Source organism: Nocardia thraciensis, assembly GCF_054782435.1.
Map to the genome: position 1 here is coordinate 114,496 of NZ_BAAGSM010000009.1, position 14,798 is coordinate 129,293.

The window sequence follows — 14,798 nt, forward strand, 5'->3', positions numbered from 1 at the left end:
GGTAGGGATAGTCATTCCGGCGTGCTTTCGGCCGGAATCTCAGTCGGCGGCGATGAAGACGTTCTTGGTCTCGGTGAAGGCGCGGGCGGCGTCGGGGCCGAGTTCGCGGCCGAGGCCGGATTGTTTGAAACCGCCGAACGGGGTCCAATACCGCACGGAGGAATGGGAATTCACCGATAGGTTGCCCGCCTCCACCCCGCGCGAGACGCGCAGCGCTCGGCCCACGTCCGAGGTCCAGATGGATCCGGACAGGCCGTATTCGGTGTCGTTCGCGATCCGCACGGCCTCGGCCTCGTCCTCGAACGGCAGCACCGCCACCACCGGCCCGAACACCTCCTCGGTCACGACCCGGTCCGCGGGCCCCGAGGGCAGCACCACCGTGGGCGGGAACCAGAACCCCGGACCGTCGGGGCGGGACCCGGTGAAGGCCACCTTGGTGGACGGCTCCAGGTATCCGGCGACCCGGTCGCGCTGCGCCGCCGAGATCAGCGGGCCCATCTCGGTGGCCGCATCGGCAGGGTCGCCAACCCGCACCCCCCGCACCGCGGGCTCGAGCAGTTCGAGGAAGCGGTCGAAGATGCTGCGCTGCACCAGGATCCGGGAGCGGGCGCAGCAGTCCTGACCGGCGTTGTCGAAGACGCCGTAGGGCGCGGTGGCGGCGGCCCGCTCCACATCCGCGTCGGCGAACACGATATTGGCGTTCTTGCCACCCAGCTCGAGCGTGACCCGCTTCACCTGATCCGCGCACCCGGCCATGATCTGCTTGCCCACCTCGGTGGAACCGGTGAAGACCACCTTGCGCACGGCGGGATGGCTGACGAACCGGGCGCCGACCACCGACCCGCGGCCCGGAACCACCTGAAAGACGTTGTCCGGCAGGCCGGCTCGCACCGCCAGCTCTCCGAGCCGCATCGCCGTCAGCGGCGTGAGTTCGGCCGGTTTGAGCACCACGGTGTTCCCGGCGGCGAGCGCGGGACCGAACCCCCACGCCGCGATCGGCATGGGGAAATTCCACGGCACGATGATTCCGACGACCCCGAGCGGCTCGTGGAAGGTGAGGTTCACCCCGCCCGCGACCGGAATCTGGCTGCCCAGCAGCCGTTCCGGGAGCCCGGCGCTGTAGTGCAGCACGTCGCGGACATTGCCCGCCTCCCAGCGCGCATTGCCGATGGTGTGGCCCGCGTTGCGCACCTCGAGCGCCGCGAGGTGCTCGAGATCGGCGTCGACCGCCTCGGCGAACCGGCGCAGCAGCCGCGCGCGCTCTCCCGGCGCGACGGCCCGCCAGTCGGGCAGGGCCCGCTGGGCCCGCTCGATGGCGGCATCCGTGGCGGCCTCGTCGGCCGCCTCGACCGTGGCCACGACCTCCTCGGTCGCGGGGTTGACGACCTGCGTCGTTGTCACCGAATACGCTCCTCTCCATACGTTGCCGCCTGCTCGACCAGTGCCCGCACGAGCCGGTGGTCGGCCGCGTTCTCCTCCGGATGCCACTGCACGCCCACCAGGAACGGACCGGTGCGGGCCTCCGCGGCCTCGAGGGTGCCGTCCGCGGCGTGCGCGGTGGCGGTCAGCCCGGGCGCCAGCGTGTCGATGGCCTGATGGTGGTGGCAGTGCACCTTCAGCTCGGGCCCGGCGATCTCGGCGACCCGGCTGCCCGCGACCGTCCGGACGGTGTTGACCGTGAACGTGCCGGGGCCGCGGGAGTGGTCGGTGTGCCCGAGGACGTCCGGAAGGTGTTGCAGCAGTGTGCCGCCCAGCGCGACGTTCACCAACTGCAGTCCGCGGCAGACCGCCAGCACCGGCATCCCCGCGGCGCGGGCCCGCTCGAAGAGTGTGAACTCGAACTCGTCTCGGTCCGGGCGCAGTCCGCGCGTGGCCGGATGCGGCGCGGCGCCGTAGCGAGCCGGATCGAGGTCGGCGCCGCCCGTGAGCACGAGCCCGTCCAGCCGCCGCACGAGTTCCCGGCGCGCGATTCCGGTGGGCGGCAACAACACCGGGATACCTCCGGCGCGCTCGGTCATATCGACGTAGGTACGGTGCAGTACGGCGCTGTCGACTTCCCAGTGCCCGAACCGAGTGCGCTCGGAGTAGGTGGGCAGGCCGATCACCGGCCGCAGCGTGGGCTCAGAGTCGTTCGAAGCCACGGCTTCGCTCCCAGTCGGTCACCGCGGCGTCGTAGGCGTCGAGTTCGACCTGGGCCGCGTTCCGGTAGTGCCGCACTACGTCCTCGCCGAAGGCCGCCTTCGCGATCTCGCTGTCGCCGAACAGCTGGGCGGCGTCGCGCAGGGTGCGCGGCACTCGCGGCCGCTCGGACCGGTAGGCGTTGCCCCGCAGCTCCGGCTCCAGCGGCAGGCGCTGGTCGATGCCGTGCAACCCGGCCGCGATCAATGCCGCGACGGCGAGGTACGGGTTCACGTCCCCGCCGGGCACTCGGTTCTCCATCCGCAGCGAGGGCCCGTGCCCTACCACCCGCAGCGCGCAGGTCCGGTTGTCGCGCCCCCAGGCCACCGCGGTCGGCGCGAAGCTGCCGTCCTGGAACCGCTTGTAGGAGTTGATATTCGGCGCCAGTAGGTAGGTGAGTTCGCGCAGACAGTCCAGCTGCCCGGCCAGGAAGTGCCGCAGCAGCGCCGACCCGCCGTCCGGATCGTCACCGGCGAACACCGGATCGCCCGCCGCATTGCGCAGGCTGAGGTGGATGTGGCACGAATTGCCCTCGCGCTCATTGTATTTCGCCATGAATGAGATGCTGCGGCCCTCCTGCGCCGCGATCTCCTTGGCACCGGTCTTGTAGATGCTGTGGTTGTCACAGGTCACCAGCGCCTCGTCGTAGCGGAAGGCGATCTCGTGCTGGCCCGGGTTGCACTCGCCCTTCGCGGACTCGACATACAGTCCCGCACCGGCCATCTCGTTGCGGATGCGGCGCAGCAGCGGTTCGATGCGGGCGGTGCCGAGCATGGAGTAGTCGACGTTGTACTGGTTGGCGGGTGTCAGGTCGCGGTAACCCGCGCGGTACGCCTGCTCGTAGGTGTCGTCGAAGACCAGGAACTCGAGTTCGGTGCCGACGTAGGCGCGCAGGCCGTGCGCGGCCAGGCGGTCGAGCTGTGTGCGCAGTACCTGCCGCGGCGAGGCGGCGACGGGTTTCCCGTGCGGATCCACGTGTTCCACGTCGCACAGCACCAGGGCGGTGCCGGGCAGCCAGGGCACGTCCCGCAGCGTGCCGAGATCGGGACGCAGCACGAAATCCCCGTACCCTGTGTCCCACGAGGACATCTCGTAGCCGCCGACCGTGGTCATCTCGACGTCGACGGCGAGCAGGTAGTTGCACGCCTCGGTCGCGTGGTCGAGCACCTCGTCCACGAAATACCGGGCCGAACAGCGCTTTCCCTGCAATCTGCCCTGCATGTCGGTCATCGCGACCAGGACGGTGTCCAGCTGCCCCGCCTCGACCTGCCGCACCAGATCGGCCACACTCAGCATCCCGGCTCGCATCACGACCCCTCTCGACATCGACGTGCTCACGCTAAGCGAATCCGAGGCGGTGCGCTTCCGAACACGCAAGGCGGGTTCCCGATCACCCGCAGGCCGGAGACGCGCTCGGGTTCGGAATGGACCGGCAGGCCCAATCGGTGGGGATGCGCCAGGCGTCGTCGCGCGCGACGAGCGGGAAATTGACCAGCAGCGGCCGCCCCTGGAACTCCATCGTGGCGGTGGCGACGACGGCGGCGCCCAGATCGGTGACCCGGTCCACCCGGATCGTCGCGCCTGCGCCGTCGAAGCTCGCGGCGAGCCGGTCGATCAGCTGCGGATCGCGGTCGGCGTCGGCGACGGTGAGCGGCTTGTCCGCCGCCGCGACGGCGGGATCCAGTGTCCGGCGCAACCCCGCCTGCAGATCCGCCGCGGCGGGGGTGGCGGGACGCGGCGCCGGTGGGGGCGGCGGGCCGTCGCCCCTCGTCTGCGGATACAGCTCGTCGACGATGGCGTTCCAGATGTCCTCCGCGCCCATTTCCAGCAGATCGGGGGACGAATACTGGTTGACCGCGACGGCGATGCCGACATCGCGATGGGGGAGGTGGGCGACCATCGTGCGGTACCCGGCGACGGCCCCGTTGTGCCCGACCCAGGCGCCGACGCGGAGCAGTCCGAGGCCGTACTCGCTGGTGCCGAGTTCGGTGAACTGCGCCCGTGCGCGCTGGGTCCGCGGGCCGAGCAGATCGCCGCGGGCGAGCATGCGGGCGTATCTCGTCATGTCCGAGATCGTGGAAACCATCGCACCCGCGGCGTCGTAGACGGTCGGCGGGGTGCGGTCGGTGACGTCGACGGGCTCGGCGCCCTCGTAGGCGTATCCGCGGGCGGCCGGATCCGGCAGCCGAGCGTCGGTGGGATAGGACGTCTCGGTCAGACCGAGTTCGGCGACGAGATCGTTGACGACGTCCCTGATCGGGCGGCCGGTGACCTGCTCCACGACCCGGCCGAGCAGGAAGTAGTTGGCGTTGTCGTAGACGGTCTCGGTCCGCGGCGGCCGCGCCTCGTCCGGATGCGCGGCGATGATCCGGAGCGCGTCGTCGGGCCGCCACCCGGCCATGGGTGGGTCCGCGTCGGCCGCGGCGACGAATTCCGGATCGGAGGTGTAATCGTAGACGCCGCTGCGCATTCCGAGCAGGTCGGCGAGCCGGACGGCGCCGCCGTGGGGGATCCCGGGGACGTATCGCTCGAGCGGGTCGTCGAGGCTCAGCCGCTGCTGATCCACCAGCCGGAGCACGGCGGTCGCGGTGAATGTCTTCGTCACGCTGCCGATCCGGTAGTGGTCGCCGATCGTGGCGGCCCGGCCCGCGCCGTGGTCGGCCTGCCCGAAGGCCCGCGCATAGGCGCCCCGATCCGCGTCGACGATGCTGACCCAGGCGCCGGGAATCATCCCGGCGGCCATGCGCGACTGCACGATCCGGTCGACCTCGGCGGTGAGATCGGGAGGCAGCGATTTCGAGTCGTCCTCGCCGGTGCCGCACGCCGCCAGGAGCAGTAGGGCCGACACCGCTACCGCGAGCCGGCGCGGTCGCGTGGAGCGGAGGGCATTCGAAGTCGACGATCGTGGCACTGCGGGTGCTCCCTTGCCTCGTCGGTCACGGTGGGCGTTCTGATTATGCATCAGGGTGTTGTAAAAACCCAACAATATGTCAAGTACCGTCAAAGACATCAGCCCCTGCCGGAGCCGGACTGATCCATCCCGCATCAGTGGTACGACGCGGCCCACCGGTCGGGATAGCTCAGCGTTCCGCGAATTTCGTTGTGCTTCAGCGCATGCACGGTTCGGAATATCGCGCGGCCGAGGCGCTACCTGCGCGACAGGTTCTGGTTGACGGCCGTTCATCCCGACGTAACCATGAACTATGAACGACGCCCGGGCCCTGCACCTTCGACACGACGATCCACCCGGTGCCCGCCCCGGCCTCAGTGCCGCTGACATGGCCGTTCGGTCCGACGTCGAACAGGCGCGGGAGTTCTACCGCCTGCTCACCTCGGAGGCCGAGACGCTGACCGCCGCCGTCCAGGCCATCGCGCGGACCCGGCGGGGCACACCGCGTGCGACCGCCGAATCCCAACGACTCCGCCGCGACCTGCGAGAGGTACACCGCTGCCTGGACAATCTCCGCGACCGATTCCCGGAAATCGCCGAAGAACATCGGACCGGCCGCTGACGGCGTCGTGGCCGAGGTCACCGAACCGGGCGGACGGTCTTCGGTAGAGTCGAGTTTTCCCTTGTGTAAGGAATCTCGTGGAAAATCTCGATCTCGAACAAGCTGTAGCCGATTTCGACCAGGCAATTGTCGAATTGCTGCGGGCCTCCGGGTGGCTTTATCACGTGCACCGGACCGCGGCGCGCGATTCCGCGGTTCCGCCGGGTCTGCTGGCGGATGCCGAATCCCGGCTCAGGGCCGTCACCCTGCAAGAGGGCATCTTCGACCATCTCTACAACGAGGCCGCGTAGCCCGAGCCGTCGCCCGCAAGGCGGCTTCCCCCGGCTCGGCGGATGGTAGATTGCCGAGTTGCATTGAGCTACGGGGAGATTTCACAAAGTGACACCAGTGAACGCGGTGCGGGCTGCCGCGACCGCCGCGGTGACGGCGACGGCCATCGCGCTGTCCACCACGCTCGGCCTCGGCGCGGCATCCGCCTCGGAACCCGCCGACCCGATCATCTCCTCGGGACGGTTACCGGAATCGCCCACCACCGCCGACGGATCGCGGATCGCGCACTTCACCATCCACGACGATCGGCGCCTGACCCTGTCGGTGTATTCGGCGGCGATGAGCAAAGAGATCCGGGTCGACGTGCAGCGTCCCGCCGACGCCTCCGCGCCGCGCCCGGTTCTCTACCTGCTCAACGGTTCCGGCGGCGGTGAGGACCTCAATACCTGGAACACGATGACCGACGTCCTGCGGTTCCTGGACGACAAGAACGCCAATGTCGTGCAGCCGATCGGCGGCGCGTGGAGCATGTACACCGACTGGCTCGCCGACGATCCCGTCCTCGGCCGCAACAAGTGGACGACCTTCCTCACCGCGGAGCTCCCGCCGTTGATCGACGCGGTCCTGGACGGCAACGGGCACAATGCGATCGCGGGCCTGTCGATGGCCGGTGATTCGGTGCTGGCGCTGGCCATGGGCGCGCCCGGCCTGTATCGCAGCGTGGCCTCCTACAGCGGCTGTGCCCAGACCAGCGACCCGATCGGGCAGCGTGTGGTGAAGACCATGGTCGAGTTCTGGGGCCACGGCGACCCGGTCAACATGTGGGGGCCCGACCACAGCCCGCTCTGGGCGGCGAACGACCCCTACGTGCACGCCGCCCGGCTGCGCGGGCTGAACCTGTTCGTCTCGGCGGGCAACGGCCTGCCGGGCCCGCACGACACCCTCGACAGTCCCTTCCTGACCTACGGCACCACCCGCACCCCCGACACCCTGGCGAACCAGATCCTGCTCGGCGGGATCATCGAGGCGGGAGTCAACGCCTGCACCCGCAATCTGCAGAATCGACTGGGCGAGTTGGGAATTCCGGCGACCTTCGACTACACGCCGAACGGCACCCACTCCTGGGGTTACTGGCAGGACGCGTTCAAGCAGTCCTGGCCCGTCCTGGCCGCCGGATTGGGGCTGTGATCCCGGTCCGGGGGGCAGGACGCGGGCGTGATCGCCGCCGAGATGCCCGCGCGTGGCCTTGCGGTCCTGCGCAACGGCGCGCTGGTCGACGCGTCGCGCTGGGTGGCGGTCGCCCCGGAATCCGAGCGGGACCGGCGGCGAGCGGACATGCTCGCGGCGGTCTCGCTGCTGATCGGTTCGCTGCGCCGATAGCCCGCCGCGCGGGCTCAACCCAGGGCCGGCGGCCTGCGGTGCCCGGTGGCCTGCTCGTAGGCGTAGGCCATGGCGAGCAGGGCGCCGTCGTCGAACGGCCTGCCCAGCAGTTCGACACCGATGGGTAGGCCCTCGTCGGTGAATCCGGCCGGGACCGTGATGGCGGGCAGGCCGGTGACCGGGCTGCGGCCCTCGGCCAGCATGTCCATCGTCTGCTGCGCCTGCGTGCTGGTGGACAGCGGTGGCGCTGGGGTCTGGGTGGTCGGGTAGAGCAGGGCGTCGAGCGCGAGGTCGTCGAGGACGCGCAACGTGTAATCGGTCATCGCAGCGCGGGCCGCGGAGGCGGCGGAGTACAGCGGCGACGCGGTGGTGAACGGCAGGTAGGTGATGAGCACCGCCTGCACGTCGGGCACGGCGGTGTTGGACGCGATGATCTCCCACAGGTTGCGGGCGGGCGGCGTGGCGGCGTCGGCGAGGTACCTGTCGATGGCCTGCCGGAACTCGAACTCGGTCAGCTCGGCGGCCAGCGATGCGGCCGCTCCAGGATCGCCGACATGGACGAATCGTGCGCCCAGCGCGGCCATATCCTCGATCGCCCGGTCGATGATCGCGTTGGTGGCCGCGCGGACGGGGTCGGCCGGATCGCCGAAGAAAGCGTCGACGATGCCGATGCGCCTGCCCGCCAGCGCATTCGAGTCCAGGCGCGACAGGTAGCCGGACGACGGCCGCTCGCTGCCCAGCGTGCTGGGGTCGGCGGGATCGGGCCCGGCGATGACGTCGAGGATCTGTGCCGCGTCGGCGACGGTGCGGGTGATCGGACCGGCGATGTCCTGCGTCGTCGACAGCGGAATGATCCCGGCCCGGCTGACCAGTCCGGTCGTCGGTCGCAGGCCGACGCAGTTGTTGCGCGCGGCCGGGATCCGGACCGACCCCAGCGTATCGGTGCCGAGCCCGGCCGCGACGAACCCGGCGGCCACCGCCGCGGCCGTGCCGCCGCTGGAACCGCCCGGATTGCGCGTGGTGTCGTAGGGGTTGCGGGTCTGCCCGCCCAGCGAGCTGAGGGTGGTCGCGCCCACCGCCCACTCGTGCATATTCGCCTTCGCGAGCACGATCGCGCCCGCCTCGCGTAGCCGCCGGGTGACGGTGGCGTCGCGCGCGGGCACGTAGTCCCGGAACATCGTGCTGCCCGCCGTCGTCGGGAGGTCCGAGGTGTCGAAATTGTCCTTGAGGATGATCGGAATGCCGTGCAGCGGACCGCGCGCGCCGGTGCGGGCGCGTTCGGCGTCGAGCGCGGCGGCGGTGTCCCGCGCGTTCGGTGCGACGGTGATGATCGAGTTGATCCCGCGGTCGTGGGCGTCGATTCGCTCGAGGTAGTAGTCCAGCAGGTCCCGCGAGGTGAACGCGCCGCTGTCGAGGGCGACGCGCAACTCCCGGATCGACATCTCCGCCGCGTCGGCCGCCGAGGTGTGCGCCAGCGCGCGCCCGGGGGTGAGCCCCGGCAGGGCCAGGCCCGCACCGGCGGCACCCGCGAGGGCGAGAAATTCGCGCCGCGACGGCTTCGGCCGCGCGTTCCCGCCGGACGGCATTGCCGTGTCGTGTGCCATCCCGCCTCCCGAATGTGCTGATACCGGACCGCCGCACCGCGTTGTCGCCAGGTGAGGCTGCTGTTGTGTCGGCCGCGGGCTACGTGCGTGTTACGTTCGCGCGCCGTGCCCGGCGCCCTGTGCGCCGAGCCCGGTCAGGGTACGACCCCGCGGGGCCCGCGCGCTCAGCAGGGCGCAATTGCGCCACGTCGGGGCCCGGGACACCGGGAACCGCGCCGAGTGTCGCGGCGAGCCCGGCGACCGCGGCGAACCGCCCGCGATCGGGGCCGTGAATCACCGGCGATCGCCCAGTCCGCCCACGCGGCTGCCGCGCGGTGTGCACGCACTGTCCCGGGAGGAGGTCGCGGCGTCGCGGTCGGTTGATGCTCGCGATATCGGAGGTGGTGGCCGAGAAGGGTTATGCCGCAACGACTGTCGCCGACCAACTTCCGAAAGGCGTTCCGGCCCAGCCGATGCCGCTCGACACGGGAGTGAAGCCCCAGCACATCCAACTGGACCCGGCCGCGCCCAGCTACGCCAGTGTTCCTCTCGGCCGCACCCGGTAGCGGTGTCGGGCACACAGTCGAAGCCGACCGGTAGGCTGAACCGATGACAGCGATGCGACTCCTCGCGCGTGTCAACCGTTGTGCGACCAATCCCGGATTCCGCTGGTTCGCCGGGCGGGTGGACGGCTACGCCAACGTCGTGCACGTGGGCCGCCGCTCCGGCCGGAGTTACCGCACCCCGATCGGGATCACCTGGAACGGCGACGAGTTGATGGTCGCCGTCAACTACGGCCGCACCAGCGATTGGGTGCGAAACATCCTGGCGTCCGGCGACTTCCGGCTCGAACACCGCGGCCGCTGCCTCGCGATGCGCCGCCCTCGGCTGCTGCGGATCGGCCGCCGCGACTTCCTGGTCGCCGAGCGGGCCGACCCGTAGCGCTACTGGCGGTAGGTGGCCAGGAAACGCCCGATGCGTTCGATGATGGCCTCGAGATCGTCGGCGTAAGGGAGGGTCACGATGCGGAAGTGGTCCGGTCGCGGCCAGTTGAAGCCGGTGCCCTGCACGATGTGCAGCTTCTCCTGCAGCAGCAGGTCCAGGACGAACAGTTCGTCGTCGTGGATCGGATACATGTCGAGATCGATCCGCGGAAACGCGTAGAGCGCGCCCCGGGGTCGCACGCACGACACACCCGGAATGGAATTGAGTGCCTCCCAGGCCCTTTCGCTCTGCTCGCGCAGCCGCCCGCCCGGCAAGGTCAGGTCGTGGATGCTCTGATGGCCGCCGAGCGCCGCCTGAATCGCTTGCTGCGCGGGAACATTCGCGCACAGGCGCAGCCCCGCCAGCATCGTCATGCCCTCCAGGTAGTTCTCCGCGTGCTGCGTCGGGCCGGAGACCACCATCCAGCCGGACCGGAATCCGGCGCAGCGGTAGGACTTCGACAGTCCGGAGAAGCTCAGGCACAGCAGGTCGGGCGCGAGCGCGGCGGTGGCGACGTGTTCGGCATCGTCGTAGCGGATCTTGTCGTAGATCTCGTCGGAGAACACCACGAGGTTGTGGCGGCGCGCGACCTCGAGGATCTGTCGCAGCACCTCCGGTGAGTAGACCGCACCGGTGGGATTGTTCGGGTTGATGATCACGATCGCGCGGGTGCGGTCGGTGACCTTCGCCTCGATATCGGCGACATCGGGGAACCAGTCCGCGGACTCGTCGCACATGTAGTGCACGGGGCGGCCGCCGTTGAGCGTGGTGGACGCGGTCCAGAGCGGGAAATCCGGTGCGGGAACGAGCACTTCGTCGCCGTTCTCCAGCAGCGCGGTCATCGCCATCATGATCAGCTCGGAGACGCCGTTGCCGAGGAATACCTGCTCGATGTCGAGATCGTCCACGCCGAGGGTCTCGTAGTACTGCACGACCGCGCGCCGGGCCGAGAGCAGGCCCTTCGACGTGCAGTAGCCGCTCGACGCGGGCAGCGTGCGGACGATGTCCTGCAGGATCTCCGGGGGCGCCTCGAAGCCGAACTGCAGCGGGTTGCCCGTGTTGAGCTTCACCACGTGATGGCCCTCGGCCTCCAGGCGGGCCGCGTGTTCCGCCACCGGACCGCGGATCTCGTAGGACACTCCCGACAGCTTGCTCGACTGCTTGACCTGCATGAACATCCCTTCCTCGGTGCGGTGGACACCCACTCTACTTGGAAGTTCCAAGTATGTACTTGGTTTTTCCAAGTTGGAGGCTACAGTGGGAAGCGTGCCACGCCGAAGCTACGACCACTACTGCGCCGCCAGCCGAGCCCTCGATGTCGTCGGCGACCGCTGGAGCCTGCTGGTGGTTCGCGAATTGTGTTCCGGCCCGCGGCGTTACAGCGATCTGTTCGCTGACCTGCCAGGCATCAGCACCGACGTGCTGGCGGCGCGGCTGAAGGACCTCGAGCGCGACGGTGTCCTGACCCGGCACCGCGCCGGGCCACGCGGGGCGACGGCGGCCTACGAACTCACCCCCGACGGCGCGGCGCTGCGCCCGGTCCTGGACGCGTTGTCGGCGTGGGGGACTCCGCTGCTCGGCGAGCGCCGCGCCACCGACGCGGTGCGCGCCCACTGGTTCGCCCTGCCGCTCGGCCGTGCCCTCGCCCGCCACATCACCGCGGGAACCGTCACGGTGACGATCGGTGAAACGATCTTCCATGTCATCATCGACGACACCGGCATCACCCACCGCGACGGCCCCACGCCGGATCCGGACGTGCAACTCCACCTGGACGTGGCCGCCGCCACGGCGGTCGCCACCGGCGCCAAGTCGCTGGCCGACGTGGTTCCGGATGTCGCGTGGCCCTAGGCTCCTGGTTCCGTGGCCCTCAGCGCAACCGTCTACACCTTCGCCGTGCACGGCCGAACCCGCGGTCCTGGTGCGCGACCGGACCGGGCCGGGCGGCTCACCGCTTGGATCGAGGTCGGCGCGCCCGATGCCGACCGCGCGCACCGGGGCAGCAAGCTGGCCGATCGGGTCACCGTCTACACCCACCGCGACCCCGCCAAGGTGTTGGGTCCGTTGATCGGCAAGCGAATTCATCGTGCCGAGGCGATCCCGCTGTACGCCTTCGGCCGGGAGTTCGTCGAGTCCGCCGTGGCCGCGCTGCAACGCCGCAACCTCGTCGCCCTGTCCCGCCACGAGCGCCTGCTGTACCTGGAACTCAACGGAGCGAGCATGAGCACGGCGGTCGACGAGCACGGCCTCGATACTTCCAAGTGATAGAGATCACGATTTGGTAGCGGAAGTCCGATTCTTACTGCAAACGCTTTCCAAATCCTTTGCCGATTCTTTACTATTGGGCAGACCCTGTGTCATGGGGTCTTCAGCTCGGAAGTCTCACAGCTCCACAGTGTCTCGGCTCCACTTGGCTTCGCCCGCCAGCTTTTTCGATGCCAGTACATGTTTGACCGATGAACCGATCCGGTAGCCCGGCTCGGCGAAGGAGAAATATGTCAACCGACACCGATCCGGCCCGACGGACGTCGCTTCCCGGTCTTTCCGGCGCGCTTCCAGGTCTGCTTCGTCACGATCTACCCGCCTCCGTGGTGGTCTTTCTCGTCGCTTTACCTTTGTCCATCGGCGTTGCCGTAGCCACCGGCGCACCCGTCGCGGCCGGATTGCTGGCCGCCGTCGTGGGAGGCCTGGTCGCCGGAGCCTTGGGCGGTTCATCGCTGCAGGTCAGCGGCCCGACCGCGAGTCTTACCGTCGTGGTCGCGCAGTGCATTCAGCAATTCGGCTGGGCCGTCACCTGTTTCGTTACCGTCGGGGCCGGGCTGCTGCAGGTCGTCTTCGGGCTCACCCGTCTCGCGCGCGGGGCCCTCGCCATCGCGCCGGTCGTCGTGCACGGCATGCTCGCCGGTATCGGCGTCGTCATCGCGCTACAGCAACTGCACGTCCTGCTCGGCGGGCAGTCGCTGAGCTCGTCGTGGCAGAGCATCGTCCAGCTGCCGCATCAGCTGGGGTCGATGCGGGGCGGGGACGCGCTGGTCGGCACCGTCGTCATCGCCATACTGCTGGGCTGGAAGTACCTGCCGAAGCCGGTGCGCGCGGTGCCCGCGCCGCTGGCGGCGGTGGTGGCCGCGACGCTGCTGGCCATGGTCGTCCCGACCACGGTCGAGCGGATCACGCTGTCCGGCTCGCTGTTCGACGACATCTCGCTGCCGCGGGTGCCGCACGGCGGTTGGGGCACGATCGCGCTGACGATGTTCACGGTCGCGCTGATCGCCAGCGTGGAGACGCTGCTGTCGGCGGTGGCGGTGGACCGGATGCGCCCCGGCCGCCGCACCGATCTGGACCGGGAGCTGATCGGTCAGGGCGTGGCGAATATGACCTCCGGGACGCTCGGCGGGCTGCCGATCGCCGCGGTCATCGTCCGCAGCATCACCAACGTCAAGGCCGGTGCGCGCACCAAGGCCTCGACGATGCTCAGCGGGTTGTGGGTGCTGGTGTTCGCGGTCGCGTTGGTCGACGTGGTGCGCCAGATCCCGAAGGCGGCGCTGGCCGGACTGCTCATCGTGATCGGGATCGGGCTGGTGAAGCTCGCGCACATCCGGCTGGCCCGCCGCACCGGCGATCTGATCGTCTACGCGACGACGGTGCTGGTGGTGGTGTTCGCGAATCTGCTGCTGGGCATGCTCGTCGGCCTGGCGCTGGCGCTGGCGCTGCTGCTGTGGCGGGTGGCGAAGGTGTCCATCGCGGCGCAGCCGATCGGCGCGCGGTGGGTGGTCACCATCGACGGCACCCTGACATTCATGGCGGTGCCGCGGCTGACCGGGGAACTGGCGGCGATTCCGGCCGGAACCGTGGTGACCGTGGAGATGGCGGTGGACTTCGTCGACCACGCCGCGTCCGACACGCTGCACGAGTGGGCCCGCAATCACGAAATCGGCGGCGGGCGCGTCGAATTCGTGGAGATGGGCACGGCCCGCATCGCGGATCTGGCCTCCGGCCCGCCCACCCGCGGGCATGCCCGGCGCATCCTGAACGAGACGCTGGGCCCGTGGCGGCGCACGGCCCGCACCGACCCGATCTCGGCCGGGGTCGCCGCCTACCACCGCGGGCACGCCCACGTGGTCCGGCCGCACCTGGGTGAGCTGCGCGACGGCCAGAATCCCGATTCGCTGTTCCTCACCTGTGCCGATTCGCGGATCGTGCCGAACGTGATCACCAGCAGCGGCCCGGGCGACCTGTTCACCGTCCGCAATATCGGCAACCTGATCCCCGCCGACGGCCGCGACACCTCGGTGGAGGCGGCGCTGGTCTACGCGCTGGACAAACTGGACGTCCGGTCCGTGGTGGTCTGCGGGCACTCCGGCTGCGGGGCGATGGACGCCCTGTTCCACGAGCGGGTGAGCGGTTCCGGCCTGGACGCCTGGCTGGCGCACGGCCGCCCCGCGCTGGAGCGGTTCCGTGCCGGGCATCCCGTGGCGGTCGCGGCGGCCGCGGCCGGATTCGGCGCGGTGGATCAACTGGGCATGGTGAATGTCGCGGTGCAACTGGAGGTGCTGTCGCGGCATCCGGTGGTGCGGCGCGGCATCGAGGAGCGGGGCGTGGTGCTGTCCGGGCTCTTCTTCGACATCGCCACCGCGCGCGTGGTCGAGATCACTACCGCTGGAATCGGCGAGATCGATGACGCCGCAACGCGAGGCACGGCGCTGCCGGTCTAGGGGGACCCTGGCCGCGGGCGACGGCCGGGGGCGGCAGGTCGGGCAACGCCCCGGGGTGAGCTCCCGGGGCGTTGTTGTGCGCAAAACGATGTTGTGGAGTGTGAAACCAGTTCGTTGCAGTGCGGGAACCAGTTCGTAGTGCGTGATTGCGAGAGTTGTCGTACCCCCCGAGGGCCGGG

The 14,798-nt window shown here is 69.7% G+C and carries 15 protein-coding genes; 9 read left to right on the top strand and 6 right to left on the bottom strand.

Going from position 1 to position 14,798, the window contains the following annotated elements:
* Positions 1–39: 39 nt before the first annotated feature.
* The 4 genes from ACYVLQ_RS02870 to ACYVLQ_RS02885 form a co-directional block, all read right to left on the bottom strand.
* Complete coding sequence (locus ACYVLQ_RS02870) at positions 40–1,401, bottom strand: aldehyde dehydrogenase family protein (RefSeq protein WP_460695786.1); 1,362 nt, start codon at positions 1,399–1,401, stop codon at positions 40–42.
* The gene (locus ACYVLQ_RS02875) at positions 1,398–2,141 is read right to left on the bottom strand and encodes a gamma-glutamyl-gamma-aminobutyrate hydrolase family protein (protein WP_460695787.1); all 744 of its coding nucleotides are present in this window, start codon (positions 2,139–2,141) and stop codon (positions 1,398–1,400) included. Before ACYVLQ_RS02875 ends, ACYVLQ_RS02870 begins: the two co-directional genes overlap by 4 nt.
* Entirely contained in the window at positions 2,122–3,504 is a 1,383-nt protein-coding gene (locus ACYVLQ_RS02880; RefSeq protein WP_460695788.1) for a glutamine synthetase family protein, read from the bottom strand. The genes ACYVLQ_RS02875 and ACYVLQ_RS02880 overlap by 20 nt, the downstream gene beginning before the upstream one ends.
* Positions 3,505–3,568: 64 nt before the next feature.
* Complete coding sequence (locus ACYVLQ_RS02885; protein ID WP_460695789.1) at positions 3,569–5,026, bottom strand: serine hydrolase domain-containing protein; 1,458 nt, start codon at positions 5,024–5,026, stop codon at positions 3,569–3,571.
* 430 nt (positions 5,027–5,456) lie between these two features.
* Between ACYVLQ_RS02885 and ACYVLQ_RS02890 the strand changes: the two genes are divergently transcribed.
* From ACYVLQ_RS02890 to ACYVLQ_RS02905, 4 genes are all read left to right on the top strand, one after another.
* On the top strand, positions 5,457–5,690 hold the full coding sequence (locus ACYVLQ_RS02890; RefSeq protein WP_460695790.1) for a hypothetical protein: 234 nt from the start codon (positions 5,457–5,459) through the stop codon (positions 5,688–5,690).
* A 77-nt stretch (positions 5,691–5,767) separates the two neighbouring features.
* Positions 5,768–5,980, top strand: a complete 213-nt coding sequence (locus ACYVLQ_RS02895; RefSeq protein WP_460695791.1) for a hypothetical protein — start codon at positions 5,768–5,770, stop codon at positions 5,978–5,980.
* A gap of 97 nt (positions 5,981–6,077) precedes the next feature.
* Positions 6,078–7,148: an alpha/beta hydrolase gene (locus ACYVLQ_RS02900; RefSeq protein ID WP_460695871.1), complete on the top strand. Its 1,071-nt coding sequence runs from the start codon at positions 6,078–6,080 to the stop codon at positions 7,146–7,148.
* Positions 7,149–7,175: 27 nt separating this feature from the next.
* A complete protein-coding gene (locus ACYVLQ_RS02905) occupies positions 7,176–7,340 on the top strand; it encodes a hypothetical protein (RefSeq protein WP_460695792.1) in 165 nt (54 codons plus the stop codon).
* Positions 7,341–7,354: 14 nt separating this feature from the next.
* Here ACYVLQ_RS02905 and ACYVLQ_RS02910 read toward each other — a convergent pair whose 3' ends face one another.
* Complete coding sequence (locus ACYVLQ_RS02910; protein WP_460695793.1) at positions 7,355–8,944, bottom strand: amidase; 1,590 nt, start codon at positions 8,942–8,944, stop codon at positions 7,355–7,357.
* A gap of 362 nt (positions 8,945–9,306) precedes the next feature.
* Between ACYVLQ_RS02910 and ACYVLQ_RS02915 the strand changes: the two genes are divergently transcribed.
* Both ACYVLQ_RS02915 and ACYVLQ_RS02920 read left to right on the top strand, forming a co-directional pair.
* On the top strand, positions 9,307–9,489 hold the full coding sequence (locus tag ACYVLQ_RS02915; protein ID WP_460695794.1) for a hypothetical protein: 183 nt from the start codon (positions 9,307–9,309) through the stop codon (positions 9,487–9,489).
* A gap of 43 nt (positions 9,490–9,532) precedes the next feature.
* Entirely contained in the window at positions 9,533–9,865 is a 333-nt protein-coding gene (locus tag ACYVLQ_RS02920) for a nitroreductase family deazaflavin-dependent oxidoreductase (RefSeq protein ID WP_460695795.1), read from the top strand.
* Positions 9,866–9,867: 2 nt separating this feature from the next.
* Here the strand turns inward: ACYVLQ_RS02920 and ACYVLQ_RS02925 are convergent, their stop codons facing one another.
* Complete coding sequence (locus ACYVLQ_RS02925) at positions 9,868–11,079, bottom strand: pyridoxal phosphate-dependent aminotransferase (protein ID WP_460695796.1); 1,212 nt, start codon at positions 11,077–11,079, stop codon at positions 9,868–9,870.
* Between the two features lie 94 nt (positions 11,080–11,173).
* Between ACYVLQ_RS02925 and ACYVLQ_RS02930 the strand changes: the two genes are divergently transcribed.
* From ACYVLQ_RS02930 to ACYVLQ_RS02940, 3 genes are all read left to right on the top strand, one after another.
* The gene (locus tag ACYVLQ_RS02930) at positions 11,174–11,758 is read left to right on the top strand and encodes a winged helix-turn-helix transcriptional regulator (protein ID WP_460695797.1); all 585 of its coding nucleotides are present in this window, start codon (positions 11,174–11,176) and stop codon (positions 11,756–11,758) included.
* 12 nt (positions 11,759–11,770) lie between these two features.
* Positions 11,771–12,172, top strand: a complete 402-nt coding sequence (locus tag ACYVLQ_RS02935; protein WP_460695798.1) for a YaeQ family protein — start codon at positions 11,771–11,773, stop codon at positions 12,170–12,172.
* A 230-nt stretch (positions 12,173–12,402) separates the two neighbouring features.
* Positions 12,403–14,619: a SulP family inorganic anion transporter gene (locus tag ACYVLQ_RS02940; protein WP_460695799.1), complete on the top strand. Its 2,217-nt coding sequence runs from the start codon at positions 12,403–12,405 to the stop codon at positions 14,617–14,619.
* The last annotated feature ends 179 nt before the right edge of the window (positions 14,620–14,798 follow it).